The 12,482-nt window shown below is 63.6% G+C and carries 13 protein-coding genes; 6 read left to right on the top strand and 7 right to left on the bottom strand.

Going from position 1 to position 12,482, the window contains the following annotated elements:
• Window positions 1-6 precede the first annotated feature (6 nt).
• Window positions 7-975 carry a Kelch repeat-containing protein gene (locus A3E1_RS40670; protein ID WP_020521971.1) on the top strand — a complete coding sequence of 323 codons (969 nt, stop codon included), beginning with the start codon at window positions 7-9 and terminating at the stop codon, window positions 973-975.
• On the opposite strand, the gene A3E1_RS0116875 is transcribed toward A3E1_RS40670, so the two are convergent.
• A complete protein-coding gene (locus tag A3E1_RS0116875) occupies window positions 972-1,889 on the bottom strand; it encodes an acyl-ACP desaturase (RefSeq protein WP_020521972.1) in 918 nt (305 codons plus the stop codon). The two genes, A3E1_RS40670 and A3E1_RS0116875, sit on opposite strands and share 4 nt — an antisense overlap.
• A gap of 20 nt (window positions 1,890-1,909) precedes the next feature.
• Entirely contained in the window at window positions 1,910-2,629 is a 720-nt protein-coding gene (locus A3E1_RS0116880) for a lysophospholipid acyltransferase family protein (protein WP_020521973.1), read from the bottom strand.
• 113 nt (window positions 2,630-2,742) lie between these two features.
• On the opposite strand from A3E1_RS0116880, the gene A3E1_RS0116885 reads away from it, so the two are divergent.
• The 3 genes from A3E1_RS0116885 (at window position 2,743) to A3E1_RS0116895 (ending at window position 4,469) form a co-directional block, all read left to right on the top strand.
• Window positions 2,743-3,051 carry a hypothetical protein gene (locus tag A3E1_RS0116885; RefSeq protein WP_020521974.1) on the top strand — a complete coding sequence of 103 codons (309 nt, stop codon included), beginning with the start codon at window positions 2,743-2,745 and terminating at the stop codon, window positions 3,049-3,051.
• 207 nt (window positions 3,052-3,258) lie between these two features.
• Window positions 3,259-3,882, top strand: a complete 624-nt coding sequence (locus tag A3E1_RS0116890; RefSeq protein WP_040391049.1) for a DsbA family protein — start codon at window positions 3,259-3,261, stop codon at window positions 3,880-3,882.
• Window positions 3,879-4,469 carry a vitamin K epoxide reductase family protein gene (locus tag A3E1_RS0116895; protein WP_020521976.1) on the top strand — a complete coding sequence of 197 codons (591 nt, stop codon included), beginning with the start codon at window positions 3,879-3,881 and terminating at the stop codon, window positions 4,467-4,469. Before A3E1_RS0116890 ends, A3E1_RS0116895 begins: the two co-directional genes overlap by 4 nt.
• On the opposite strand, the gene A3E1_RS0116900 is transcribed toward A3E1_RS0116895, so the two are convergent.
• Genes A3E1_RS0116900 through A3E1_RS47950 form a run of 3 tightly spaced genes read right to left on the bottom strand, consistent with a single transcriptional unit; the run spans window position 4,464 to window position 9,282 of the window.
• Entirely contained in the window at window positions 4,464-5,435 is a 972-nt protein-coding gene (locus tag A3E1_RS0116900; protein ID WP_020521977.1) for a TolB family protein, read from the bottom strand. The genes A3E1_RS0116895 and A3E1_RS0116900 overlap by 6 nt on opposite strands.
• Window positions 5,436-5,493: 58 nt before the next feature.
• A complete protein-coding gene (locus tag A3E1_RS0116905) occupies window positions 5,494-6,708 on the bottom strand; it encodes an MFS transporter (RefSeq protein ID WP_020521978.1) in 1,215 nt (404 codons plus the stop codon).
• Between the two features lie 15 nt (window positions 6,709-6,723).
• Window positions 6,724-9,282 carry a discoidin domain-containing protein gene (locus tag A3E1_RS47950; protein ID WP_020521979.1) on the bottom strand — a complete coding sequence of 853 codons (2,559 nt, stop codon included), beginning with the start codon at window positions 9,280-9,282 and terminating at the stop codon, window positions 6,724-6,726.
• 142 nt (window positions 9,283-9,424) lie between these two features.
• Between A3E1_RS47950 and A3E1_RS0116920 the strand changes: the two genes are divergently transcribed.
• Window positions 9,425-10,615 (top strand): ROK family transcriptional regulator, encoded by a 1,191-nt coding sequence (locus A3E1_RS0116920; RefSeq protein WP_020521980.1) that lies wholly within the window; start codon window positions 9,425-9,427, stop codon window positions 10,613-10,615.
• Here A3E1_RS0116920 and A3E1_RS40685 read toward each other — a convergent pair.
• Window positions 10,573-11,019 carry a hypothetical protein gene (locus A3E1_RS40685; protein WP_051105055.1) on the bottom strand — a complete coding sequence of 149 codons (447 nt, stop codon included), beginning with the start codon at window positions 11,017-11,019 and terminating at the stop codon, window positions 10,573-10,575. The two genes, A3E1_RS0116920 and A3E1_RS40685, sit on opposite strands and share 43 nt — an antisense overlap.
• A gap of 71 nt (window positions 11,020-11,090) precedes the next feature.
• Window positions 11,091-11,942, bottom strand: coding sequence for an NAD(P)H-binding protein (locus tag A3E1_RS0116930; RefSeq protein WP_020521982.1), 852 nt, complete (start codon window positions 11,940-11,942; stop codon window positions 11,091-11,093).
• An 82-nt stretch (window positions 11,943-12,024) separates the two neighbouring features.
• Between A3E1_RS0116930 and A3E1_RS0116935 the strand changes: the two genes are divergently transcribed.
• Window positions 12,025-12,477, top strand: coding sequence for a MarR family winged helix-turn-helix transcriptional regulator (locus A3E1_RS0116935; RefSeq protein WP_020521983.1), 453 nt, complete (start codon window positions 12,025-12,027; stop codon window positions 12,475-12,477).
• Window positions 12,478-12,482 lie beyond the last annotated feature (5 nt).

Genomic DNA, 12,482 nt, shown 5'->3' on the forward strand with positions numbered 1-12,482 from the left:
GCGCCTATGCGAGCGTGGCTGTGCTTGTCGGTCTTGTTAGCGCTTGGGGCATGTGACGCGAGCCCCAAGCCGCTTCCTCCTGCCGCGAGTGGGGCGCCGCTCGCTTGGCGGACCCTCAGCCCGTCGCCCTCTTCACGCACCGAAGTCGCCGCGACCGTGCTGGATAAGAAGATCTATGTCGCCGGTGGGTACCAGGCGGACGGCGCGACAGTCGGCACGGTAGAGGTTTATGACACGACAGCAGACCGCTGGACCACCGGGCCGGAGCTGCCCGTGCCGGTCAATCACGCCATGGCGGCGACCGTTTCCGGGACTGTTTATGTCTTTGGTGGCTACGACAAGTTCAATCAGTCCTTCGCGGGAGCATTCCGGTTAACGGACGGTGGCTGGCAGTCCATCCCGGACCTTCCGGAGCCGCGGGCGGCGGCGACAGCGGCCGTTGTGGGCGAGCGGGTCTATCTCGCCGGCGGGATCGGTGCGGGCGGTTCGCTGGCGGCGAGCATGCTCGTCTACGACACCGTGACGCGGCAGTGGTCCACGGCACCGGGCATGCCGACGCCACGCGAACACCTTGGCGGGGCTGGGTTTGACGGTCGCGTATACACAGTCGGCGGGAGAACCGCCGCGGCGGGCAACCTTGGGGCGCTTGAGATCTTTGATACGCGTACCCAGAAATGGTCCTCTGGACCGGCGATGCCGACACCCCGCGGTGGCATGTCAGCGGCGGCCCTCTGCACCGGAGCGCTCATCGCCGCCGGCGGTGAGGCTCAGGCGACTTTCCCCGAAGTCGAGCTGTTCGACCTCGCCTCCGGTTCTTGGCAAGCACTTCCGCCGTTGCCCACACCACGGCATGGGCTCGGCGTCGTCACGGTCGGCACTCAGCTCTACGTGCAGTCAGGCGGCAAACAGCCCGGCCTTCACGTCGACAACACGACCGAAGCACTCGATCTCGGAGCACTCGGCAGTTGCCGTTAGGCGTTGCGCCTGGCCTGGATCGCGGCGCGGCGCTCTTCGAACCGGGTGGCGTTGCGGTCCAGCTCGGTCATGAAGGCCGCTAGCTCGTCGCGGTAGGCGTTGCCCGTACCAGATAGGTCTTCGCGGCCCATGATGTTGAGCTGGCGCAGGATCGGCAAGACCACCTCGTCGTGGTGAATGCGAAGGTCGTAGATGCCCGCCATGGCGATCTGCACGGCCTTGCGCCCGAAGTTCTCGATGCCGTGGCCCGGCATCTGGAACTCCAGCACCACATCGCGGATCGCGCGCATCGTGTCATCTGGCGACAGCTCAAACGAAGCCGCGAGCAGATTGCGGTAGAAGAGCATGTGCAGGTTCTCATCCGCGGCGATCTTCTGCAGCAGCTGGTCGCACACGAGGTCTTCACTGATGCGTCCCGTGTTGCGGTGGGCGACGCGCGTCGCCAGCTCCTGAAAGGACACATAAGCGATGCCGTGCAGCGTGCTGTCGGGGTGGTCGGTTTCGAACCCCGCGCCCATGTGGGTCATGCGGGCGCGCTCGAGTTCGACCGGGTCGACCGCGCGGGTGGTCAGCAGGTAGTCGCGGATAGCGATACCGTGTCTGCCTTCCTCAGCCGTCCACCGGTGCACCCAGGTGCCCCACGCGCCGTCACGGCCAAACATCGTGGCGATCTCGTGGTGATAGCTCGGGAGGTTGTCTTCGGTCAGCAGGTTCACGATCAGCGAGGTGCGGGCGACGTCGGAAAGTTTCGACTGTCCCGGCTCCCACGCGCGCCCCCCGAGCACGCCGTCAAAGTCCTCACCCTGGCTCCACGGCACGTATTCGTGCGGAAACCACTCCTTCGCGGTAGCAAAGTGACGGTTGAGGTTGGTTTCCACCACGGGTTCCAGTTCGCGCAGCAAAGCAAGGCTCACGCAACCGACGGTACCGTAACCTACGGTTCCGTAGCCAGCGTTGGTTCTGGAGCGGTCCCTCCCAGGTGCGCTGGAAGCCACCAGGAATCGTCTGGGCCTTTCGGCTTATCCGGGTAGTCACGCTGTGCCCGGTCGAGCAGCGCGGACATGCGTTTATGCAGCTCAGCGGCGAGTTCGTCCTGGTTGTCGCGGCGCCCGGGGTGCATCGGCTCGCCGACGATGATGGAGATCGGAAGGTGGCGCTGAAAAAGCTTGCGTGGCCGGCCTTTTGTCCACATCCGCTGGGTTCCCCAAAGGGCCATCGGAATGAGCGGAACGCCTGCGGCAGCGGCCATCCGGGCCGCACCGCTCTTGATTTCCTTGACCGTGAACGAGGGGCTAATGGTCGCCTCGGGAAACACCCCGACGACCTCTCCCGCCTTCAATGCCGCGAGCGCCGCCTTGTATGACCCGATGCCCGCCTCACGATCCACGGGGATGTGATGCATCCCACGCATCAGTGGCCCGGCGATCTTGTTGGCGAAGATCTCTTGCTTCGCCATGAACCGCACGAGCCGCTTAGAGGGTTGCGCGCCAAAGCCGCCAAAGATGAAGTCGAGATAGCTGATGTGATTGATGGCCAGCACCGCTCCGCCTTCACGGGGGATGTGTTCGCCACCTTCCACCGTGATGCGCAAATCAAGCGCCCGAAAAAGCGTCTTCGCGAGAACGATGACGGGCGGGTAGACACGATCGGCCATGGCGTCACATTACAGAGCCCATTCACTCACTCCGCGTTAGCCCTTAACTAATGACTTTTCGGACATTAGGCGATAAATTCATCCGGCCGGGATCGTCCTTTTCAGGAGGCCAGATGTCCGACCCCATCCTTCGTGACCTTCGGCTCGTGAGCGATGAGACCTTGTTCGCCCGGTTAGTGCTTCTGCGCCAGCGATTTCCCGCCGACTCCGGCTCAGAGGACTGGATTTACCATTGCGACACCTGGGAATTGGCGAACAAGGCCGTGCGCGCCGAGATTCGCCGGCGCAAGGCGATCCCACCCGCCTGGTGGGTTCCAGCTCAGCCCCCGCCCAGGCGGCTTCCTTTGCTGACCACAGGAGCCGTATTCCTCCTATTGCTGACCCTGGCGGTCCTTGGTTTCGCGCTCGCACCGTCCTATTAGAACGGCCTAACAGCTGATTCACAGCTTGCTTCAAGCTGGCTCCCACAGGCAGCCGGGGTAAAGTCGCCGCCGCCGGACTTCCAACGGGAGAAGAAGAGGGTACTGGGGATGCCGCCCAAGAAGCGCCAGAAGTCACGCAATCGCCCGCCAGCTAAGGCGGCTGCTGTCGCCAAGCCTCCGGCACGTTCGGTGCGCCTCAGTCCCAACATGAAGTTCACCGCCGGGCTGATCGGCCTGGTGCTGGTGATCGTCGGCATCATCTGGTGGTCCAATCGCGACGAACCAGCCGCCGCCGCTGAACAACTCGTGCGGGCCAACTCGCACAAGCTGTCGGCCGCCGCCGATGGCAAGGTGACCCTGGTCGAATTCCTCGACTTCGAGTGTCCATCTTGTGCGGCGGCCTACCCCTCGGTGGAGAGGATCCGCACGGAATACGCCGGGCGCATCACCTATGTCGTGCGGCTGTTCCCGCTGACCGGGCACAAGAACGCCATCCCGGCCGCGAGCGCGGCTCAGGCAGCGGCAAACCAGGGCAAGTTCGAGGCCATGTATAAGAAACTGTTCGAGTCGCAAGGCTCCTGGGGCGGCAAGGAAACCGACCAGGCCGCCACGTTTGAGCAATACGCCACCGAGCTTGGCCTCGACATGACCCGCTACAAAACCGACGTCGCCGCCCAAGCCACCTCCAGCTTCATCACGGCCGAAGTCACCGACGCGAAGACGGTCAAGGTGACAGGCACGCCGACCTTCTTCCTCAACGGCAAGAAGCTGACGACCACGCCGACCTACGACAACCTCAAGAAGGCGATCGACGAGGCGCTGGCCTCATGAACCGGGCGGAAACCCCTTTCGCCGCAAGGATTAGCGGGTGGGTGCTGACGATCGGTGGAGCGGTGGGCTTTCTCGCCGCCTTCACCCTGATCGTGGAGAAGATCAGCCTCATCAAGAATCCCGCCTACGTTCCCACGTGCAGCATCAATCCACTGCTGTCATGCGGATCGGTGATGCAAACCAGTCAGGCGGAGGCCTTCGGTTTCCCCAACCCGCTCATCGGGGTGGCCGCTTTCCCCGTCGTCATCACGATCGGCGTGCTCGTGCTCGCTGGAGTCCGGCTGCCCCGCTGGGTGTGGCTAGGGTTGCAGACAGGCACGGTTTTCGGCCTCGTCTTCGTGCATTGGCTTATCTACCAAAGCCTTTACCGTATCGGGGCGCTGTGCCCCTACTGCATGGTGGTCTGGATCGTGATGATCACCATCTTCTGGTACACCCTTTTGCGCAACCTCCACTTCGGAGTCATTCCGCTACGCAACCACAAGACCCTGCTCAGCTATCACGGGCTGATCCTGACGGCATGGCTGCTTATCATCGCCGCGCTCATCGGCATCGAGTTCTGGGACTACTGGCAGACGCTCCTATAGCACCGATGGCGAACTGGCATTGGCGATCAGCAGCTTAGGCGGGCTCTGGCCGGTCACGGCTGAGGCCCAGATGTCAGTTCCGCCATCTTCGCGCAGCAGTGAATACATCACCGTTTTCTCATCCAGCCACGCCGCTTGATCATCAACATTGAGCGTACTAGGCAAAGCCCACTCAGCACGTGAACGCAGATCGAGCACATAAAGCTGCCACGGCCGCGCCCCGTCATCGGAGACCCGTTTCTTGAACACGATGTGGTGCCCGTCCGGTGACAGCGACGGGCACTCCGCGTTTTCCCGCAAAGTGCGCGCCTCCCACGTCGCGATGTCCGCCTCGACGAGATAGGTCTTGCCGCCCGTCGACATGCTGGCGTAGAACCGTTTGCCATCCGCGGCGAAAGTTACGCCCCAAAGGTTCACGTCCAGCGTGCTGATCTTGCGTCCTTCGTGGTAGATCTGCAGCGTCTCGATATCGCCGTAGGTCCGGTTGTTGGCGATGTCCACAATTGACGTTCTCGTGGAAAAGCCTTCTTTCGCATACGAGTGACCGGTGACGAAGGCGGTGAATGCGACATGACTGCCACCTGAGCCGACCCTCGCCCGGTTGGGAATTCCCGGATGCCGCGCACGGCTGACCTCCGCGAGATAACGGTCCAGCACGACGGCGGCGAAGGCCGGCGTCAAGCCGGCCGTGGGCTGTAGGCAAACCGCCGTAGCGGCAGCGGCGTAAACGCGGTCGCACGCCCAGGCACTAACGCTGCGCGGTCCGCCCGGATCGCCTATCGCGACCGCGGCGGCCCGTCCCGAGGCGGTGTCGCGGAACAGGATCTGCCCTGGCTGCGCCAGGTCGATCGCCGTCACGTCAGCGGGCGCCGCCCGGTTAGCCGCCTGCACGGTATAAGCCACCGCGACGGTGGCTAGCAGCACGCCAACTGCTGCCAGAGTTCCGAACCGCTTACGGCTACTCATCCTTGCCTCCTCGAATTCCTTCGCGCAGCGCCGCTTCCGGCGCTGCGGCCGGCTGCCTTCATGACGCGTCCTGCGGCAGACGCTGACGTGTGAGCGACATGGCTACGACGGCCACGGCTAGGAGGCCGAGCATGACTGTCAGCGCACGGTTGGGGCCCCACCAGGTCCACATCGCTCCAAACGCGATGGTCGCGGCGAAACGGCCCAGCGACTGTCCGGTGGCGACGATCGCCAAACCAGTGGCGCGTGCGGACTCGGGCACGACTTCGGCGACCGCGGCGGCGAGCACGCCATCGGTGGCGGCATAGAAGGCGCCGTGCAGGATCAGGCAGCCGATCAGCACCACGGGACTGGCGACGGTCGTGAGGAGCAACGTGTAGACGGCGGCGAGTATCAAGTACCCGCCAATGAATATCTGCCACCGGCCCAGCCTGTCGGCGAGCCGGCCAAGCGGAACCGCCAGCAGCAGAAAGGAAAGCGCGCTTACCAACGGCAGCAAGGGAAACAGGGCGATATCGAAGCCGAATCTTTGCTGTAGCAGAAGAAAGACGAACGCGTCCCCGATGGTCACCAGACCCAGAGCCGTGCTGCGCACGCATACGCGACGGAACCTGCGGTCACGTAACAGCGGCACGCGCTGCGTGGCAATGGCCGGCGCGCGTTGCTCGCGAACGAACAGCACCAGCACCATCACTCCGGCCAGGGCGATGCAGGCACTCGTGACGAAAACCGCGTCATACGCGCCTGTGGTAAACCACAGCAAGGCGAACGCCAGCAACGGTCCAAGAAGCGCCCCAGCGGTATCCATCGCGCGGTGCACACCAAACGAGCGGCCCATCGTCGCGGGCGTGCTGTTGGCTGCTATCAAGGCATCCCGGGGCGCGGTGCGCAGCCCCTTGCCCACGCGGTCGGCCACGAGGACGGCACCAAGGGCCGGCACGGAGCTTCCCGCGAGCAGCAGCAACACTTTCGTCACCGCCGACGTCGCGTAACCGCCGGTGGCGACAGCTTTGCGCCGTCGCCACCGGTCAGCCAAGTGCCCGCCCGCGAGGCGCGACAACGCGGAGGCACCGGTGTACAGCCCGTCAAGGAAACCGAGCTGCAATGGGCTTAGGCCAAGTCCCACCACGAAGTAGAGCGGCAGGACAGCGGTGACCATCTCCGCCGACACATCGGTGATGAGACTGACCGTGCCCAGGGCCAGCACCGTTCCGGCGACCTTTGTCCCGGTGCGGACTGTCGGTGTTGGACGGACGGTGCTGGCCAGATACATGACTCTTCCTCGGGATTAGTGGCAGGTGTAGGTCGGCGTGGTGTCGCGCACCGCGCCGCTGTCATCGACGAGCTGACCCGTGAACGTGGTGTCCGTCAGGGTCAGCTTCAGCACGCCGTAGAGGTCGGTCATCCGCTTGACACTGTTTGGCGCCACTGGGTATTCGAAGGAGTAGTTGTCCGCACCGCCGAGGCCGACGGTTATCGCGACAGGACCCGCGACATCGGCACCAGCGTTGGGGTTCTGCGGGGTGAACCGCTCATAAACGTGATCGTGACCGTTGATGATGAGGTCGGCGCCAGCGTTGTAGAGCGCCTGCCACGCGGGCAGACTCCTCGGGTCATAACCCTTGCTTCCCGAGTTGAACAGCGGCTTGTGCCAGTAGGCGGCGACGCAGCGCTTGGTGTTAGCCGCCAGATCCGCGCGCAGCCAGTTGAGCTGAGCCGAACTGTTCGACATCGAGATCTCAGAGTCGAGGGCGATGAAATGCCAGTTGCCTTGGTTGAAGCTGTAATACGTCGTGCCGTTCGGCATGGCGATGTTGCCGAAGTACGCCTTGTAACCTTCGGCGTTGGATTCGCCTTCGGCGTACTCGTGGTTGCCTGGCGTCGGTTTCGTCTTCGCCTTGAACCGGCCCCACGTCGTGTTGTAGTAGTTGTTGAATTCGCTGAGCGTTCCTTCGTCGTACTGGTTGTCGCCAGCGGTCAGCACCCAGGTCGGGTTGATCGACTCCACGAGACGCGCTGTGCGCTCATGCTCACATGCCAATCCGTCACTAGCCCGGCAGCTGCCCGCGATATCTCCCGCGGCGACCACGACGAACGAACCGCCGCCGCCACCGTTGGGAATCAGGTCAATGAGCGGATCGTCAATGCTGAAGTCGACCCAGAGCACGCCGTGGTTCTGCCGGGTCTGCGCCGACAAGTCCCGGCCGATACTTTGCGGAATGGGTGTGGGACGCTGACTCCACCAAGGACGGTCAGACGGGTAACCGATCTGGAACATGACGTCGCTGGGATAGAAGTGGTCAGCGAACTTCTTGTGCTCGGCGAGGAACGTCGCGTAGGTGCCGTTGAGTTCGTCGTCGCACACGAAGATGATGTCGCCACGGTGGGTCGGCGGCAGGTTGGCCTCATTGAAGTGCTTGAGGATCAGCCGGTACCCAGCCTTGTGTCCCTTGACCCGCTGCTCCCACGCTTGCGCTTGCGCGTTGGAGACCGGCGTCTCGATGTCAGTGGCGCTCGTCTTGTTAATCCACTCGGCGTCGATGGCTAGGCCAAGCACGCTCGGGTGGTGTTTGTAGCGGTTGAGCACCAGGTCGATGAGCGTCGGAATATCCGCGTCGCCCGGCTCGATCTGCAGGTAGACACCGATGCCGTGAGTGTCGAAATAGGACAGATACGGTTCGTGCTTGTCGGCCGTCTGGAATTGATAGAGCGGACCGTAGTTCACGCCGTCGTTGGGCCGCGGGAACTCAAGCACCATCCCGTGATTGGCGAAGTCCACTTCACCGACGAGCCAGATCGAGGCCGACGGAGTGGAGCCGGGGAAGTAGCCCGACATGGTCTTCATCGCCGATTCCCATTGCGCTGAGGTCGGGAAGGGAATCTGTGCCCCGTCACGGATGCCGTAGGTCGACGACCGGACACCCGCCCACTTCAGCTTGGTCGCCGGTGGATTTCCGGCCGTGCCGAACACCTCGAACTCCCACAGGGAGTAGCCATAGGCGGTGCCGCGTTGCGTTCCGTGCACCCGCACATACCGGCCCTGCACGGACAGTCCCGTGTGTTCGTCAATCGCACCATTTCCATTGGTGACCGTGACGGCGGTGGTCCACGTGTTCCCATCTGGCGACACCTGAACCGTGTAGGCCTTGCCGTAGGCGGCTTCCCAGTTCAGCTTGACGCGCGTGATGGTGGCCGTGCTGCCGAGGTCGACTCGCAGCCATTGCGGGTCAGCGCCTTCCAGCGAAGCCCACCTGGTGGTCGTGTTGCTGTCGACCGCCTTCTCCGGGCCGAAGCCGGAGGCTTCCGTTGACGAGGCGGTCGCGGGCTTGCCAGCCGACAGCAGAGTGTCGGGCGGCGGGGTGCTGTCTGTTCCGTACACCTCGAACTCCCATAGCGAATAGCCATAGGCCGTTCCCCGCTGGGTGCCATACACCCTGACGTAGCGGGTGTCGCCGGTCGCGGTGGTGATCTCCTTGATCCCAGCCGTTCCGGCGCTCGTGGTGTACTTCGTCGTCCAGGTAGTGCCGTCGTTGGAGAACTCGACGCGGTAGGTCTTGGCGTAGGCCGCCTCCCAGTTCAGCTTGATGCGGGAGACAGCGCGGACAGAGCCGAGGTCAACGCGGATCCATTGCGGGTCCACGCCTTCCACGGAGGCCCAGCGGGTGGCGGCATTGCCATCCACTGCCTTAGGGCCGGTCATGGTGCTGTCCTCGTTGGACGAAGTGAGCACCGGTTTGTTTTGCGAGAGCAGGACTTCGGCTGCCGCAGAGGGCGCTGCGGCGATGAGCTGGCAGATCAGGGCGATCCCCAGCACCCCGGCCAGCCGTTTCCGATGACGCGGTTCCATGATCTCTCCCGGGTGGAGAAGCTTAGTTAGTAAACCCAACTAACTATCGGTCCTGCCATTGAAGACCCGGAATGCAAAACTGTCAACATTGGATTCTGCGATCTTGCGGTACTGTAGTTAAGTTCCCTAACTTAGGAGCGTCATGGGACAAGCGGCACCCAACCTGATCCGCGCCGTCAATGACCGCGCGGCGCTTCAGGCGCTGGCAGATCGCGGGCCACTGACGCGTCCCGAGATCGGTGCCCTGTTAGGACTGTCCAAACCCACCGCTTCGCAACTCCTCAGCCGCCTGCAGGAAGCTGGTCTCGTGATCCCCGAGGGGATCCGCGAAGGAGGCCCGGGCCGGGCGGCGGAGGTCTACCGCATCAACCCGGACATCGCCCACGTTGCCTGCTTCGATGCCACGCCCGGGATGATTGACGCGGTCATCGCTGACGTCACGGGGACCGTGAAAGGCAGCTTTTGCTTCAGCCCGCCAGAGGACAAGAGTGTCGCCGAGGCGCTCGATGCCGCGCTTGAGGGAGCTTGCCGTGAAGCCGGCCTGCCCCGCGCGAGCATTCACAGCGCCGTGATCGGGGTGCAAGGAGCGCTCAACCCGGTCACCGGGCGGCTCGGCTTCGCCGCACACCTGCCGGAGTGGCAGATTCCGGCGGTGGCTAAGACTTTGCGGGAGACTCTCGGGGTACCAGTCGCGATTGAAAATGATGTCAATCTCGTCGCTCTCGCCGAACGCGCGCATGGAGCCGCGCGGGCCCATCGCAATTTTGTTCTGCTGTGGGCGGCCGATGGGCTCGGCATGGCGCTGTTTCTCAACGGCGAGCTTTATCGCGGCTTCACCGGTGGCGCCGGCGAAATCGGCTACATTCCCGTGCCCGGCGCCCCGATCCCCCAAGTTTCCGACCGGCCCGCCAACTATGGCTTTCACGCCTTAGCGGGCGGACCGGCCGTGCTGAAACTCCTTCGCCAGCATGGCTTTCGGGGAGCGAACCCGACGGCGGCGATGAAAGCCGCCTCCCGGGCGTGGGATGCCCCGGCCACCGAGACGGCCCAGCGTGCCCACTCCGCGTTCAGTGAACTGGCCTCCCGCATCGCCCTTGGCTTAGCCGGAGTTGTTGGCGTCATTGACCCCGAGGTCGTCATCCTCGCGGGCAGTGTGCTCAGCATCGGGGCAGAACCGTTGCGCGCCTTGATTCAGGAGCGCCTGCACACGATGACGATTCCAACACCGCCGGTGCTGCTTTCCGCCCTGCAAGGAAATCCTGTGCTGAGCGGAGCCATCAACCGCGCCGTTCACGATGCCCGCGACAACCTGTTCAGCGTTGGGCGGAAATAGGCGTTCGCCGCTGGCACGAACATCAGCACGGTCGCCGTCAGCACCGCCAGCAGATGCAGCGTACGGCTTCCAGCGAACACGAGAGTCGCGGTGCTCGCTCTGTCGATGGCCGCCGGGAGATCGTTGCCCGCGAAAATCCATTGCAGGGGCTCTAAAACCAGCGAGAGGGTACCAAGTAAGCCCAGCCCCAGCGCCAAAGTGATCCTGGCCCAGTTTCGCCCGGCTCGCATGTTGATGGCGAAGAACATCGCGACCGCCGTGACGGCCACCCGGGCGATGACCGCCACCGTATAGGACTCCCCCTCAGGCAGTTGCGAAATCGCTAACGCGGTCTCGAAAATGCCTGCCGCTAAGGCGAAAACCCACAGTCCAAAAGCGATGTGTACCACGCGTCGTTCCGTCATACCCGAACTATTCACCGGGAACCGCGTCACGGTCACTGACGCAGGCAACCGCATCCGCGGTAGGGCCTCCCCTACCCGGCAAGCAGAGCGCTGTGATCGCGGGCGAACTCAGCCAGTGTCCGCCCGGGTTTGCCGGTCACGCTCGTAAAGTCGGGCGTGGTGTAGTCGCCCCAGCCAGAGGCGTAGGCCGCGCCATACTCCAGTCCACTTACCTCAGCCACCCACGCGGGGAAACCGGCCGCCTTCATGCCTTCGACCGCTGCCTGTGGCGGAATCTCCTGTGCCGTAACGGGTTTGCCGAGCGCGTCCGTCAGCGTTTGCGCGGCGTCCGCCATCGAGACGCTTTGCGGCCCGGTCAGGGTGTAAACGCGGCCGGCGTGAGCGTCAGGGTTAGCCAGAATGTGCGCCCCGAAGTCCGCGATGTCACGGATGTCGATGATGCCGATCCGCCCCTGCCCTATCGCGTGGTAGAGCACGCCACCCGAGACGGAGCCGATGAGGTTCTGCATGAAGAACGCGGGCCGGATAATGGTCGTGGCGATGCCCGACTCCAGTGCCTCCACATCGGACAGAGCATGCAATCGCCCATTCCTTGTCGGCGCATCATGAGCAGCCCCAATAGCGGACAGCCGCACGAGGTGCCGCACTCCCGCGGCACGGGCCGCCCACACCGCGTTGGAACTGGCATGTGGCGCCTGTGGACCCATCGCGTTAAGCAACCACAGCGTGTCGACACCAGCGAAAGCTTCGGTGAGAGTCTCGGGATGGTCGAGGTCACCCGTCACGACCTCCACACCGGGGATGTTCGGCGCCTTTGCCGCGTCGCGCACCATCGCGCGCACCTTCAGCCCAGCATGTGCTTGCAGCGACTGGATAACCGCGCTCGAGACGTTGCCGTTGGCGCCGGTGATCAAAACTGTCATACGATGAGGCTATGGTCAGCAGACTTGATAGTCAAGATTAGTGACTATCAAGTTTCGTGATTATCTGTGAAGTGGGTTACGTATGCGCCGAAGCGAACGCAAGCAAGCCGAGCCCGACCTGGGCATCCTGGCCAGCTGGCTCCTGCTGTCCGTGCAGCAGGAGCTCGGGGAAACGATGGAGCAGGAAGGCTTTGCGCCCCTTGGCCCCCGTTATGGTGCGGTGCTGGCCTATTTGGACGAAGAAGGCACTCGCGCCACAGAGCTGGCGCAGCTTTCGGGCCAGCACAAACAAGTCGTCGGCACCCTCATCGACGAACTTGTCGCGATGGACTGCGTCGAGCGGCAGCCAGACCCGCAAGACCGCCGTGCGAAACTGATCGTGCCCACGGCACATGGACTGGAACGAATGCGCCGCTCCGACGCGATCATGGCCGCGATCGAGGAACGGCACGCACGGCTGATCGGCAAGAGCGCCTACGCCGAATTCAAGCAAGCGTTCAAGCGAATCGCTGAAGCGCAGCGTGACCGGCGTTAGATTTG

Source organism: Catelliglobosispora koreensis DSM 44566 (assembly GCF_000379685.1).
Lineage (GTDB): Bacteria > Actinomycetota > Actinomycetes > Mycobacteriales > Micromonosporaceae > Catelliglobosispora > Catelliglobosispora koreensis.

Coding starts and splice junctions, on each gene's coding strand:
- A3E1_RS0116900 (WP_020521977.1), bottom strand. CDS start 5,435: ATGAGTAGCCGTAAGCGGTTCGGAACTCTGGCAGCAGTTGGCGTGCTG.
- A3E1_RS0116930 (WP_020521982.1), bottom strand. CDS start 11,942: ATGACAGTTTTGATCACCGGCGCCAACGGCAACGTCTCGAGCGCGGTT.
- A3E1_RS40685 (WP_051105055.1), bottom strand. CDS start 11,019: ATGACGGAACGACGCGTGGTACACATCGCTTTTGGACTGTGGGTTTTC.
- A3E1_RS0116920 (WP_020521980.1), top strand. CDS start 9,425: ATGGGACAAGCGGCACCCAACCTGATCCGCGCCGTCAATGACCGCGCG.
- A3E1_RS40670 (WP_020521971.1), top strand. CDS start 7: ATGCGAGCGTGGCTGTGCTTGTCGGTCTTGTTAGCGCTTGGGGCATGT.
- A3E1_RS0116935 (WP_020521983.1), top strand. CDS start 12,025: ATGCGCCGAAGCGAACGCAAGCAAGCCGAGCCCGACCTGGGCATCCTG.
- A3E1_RS0116905 (WP_020521978.1), bottom strand. CDS start 6,708: ATGTATCTGGCCAGCACCGTCCGTCCAACACCGACAGTCCGCACCGGG.
- A3E1_RS0116890 (WP_040391049.1), top strand. CDS start 3,259: ATGAAGTTCACCGCCGGGCTGATCGGCCTGGTGCTGGTGATCGTCGGC.
- A3E1_RS0116880 (WP_020521973.1), bottom strand. CDS start 2,629: ATGGCCGATCGTGTCTACCCGCCCGTCATCGTTCTCGCGAAGACGCTT.
- A3E1_RS0116885 (WP_020521974.1), top strand. CDS start 2,743: ATGTCCGACCCCATCCTTCGTGACCTTCGGCTCGTGAGCGATGAGACC.
- A3E1_RS47950 (WP_020521979.1), bottom strand. CDS start 9,282: ATGGAACCGCGTCATCGGAAACGGCTGGCCGGGGTGCTGGGGATCGCC.
- A3E1_RS0116895 (WP_020521976.1), top strand. CDS start 3,879: ATGAACCGGGCGGAAACCCCTTTCGCCGCAAGGATTAGCGGGTGGGTG.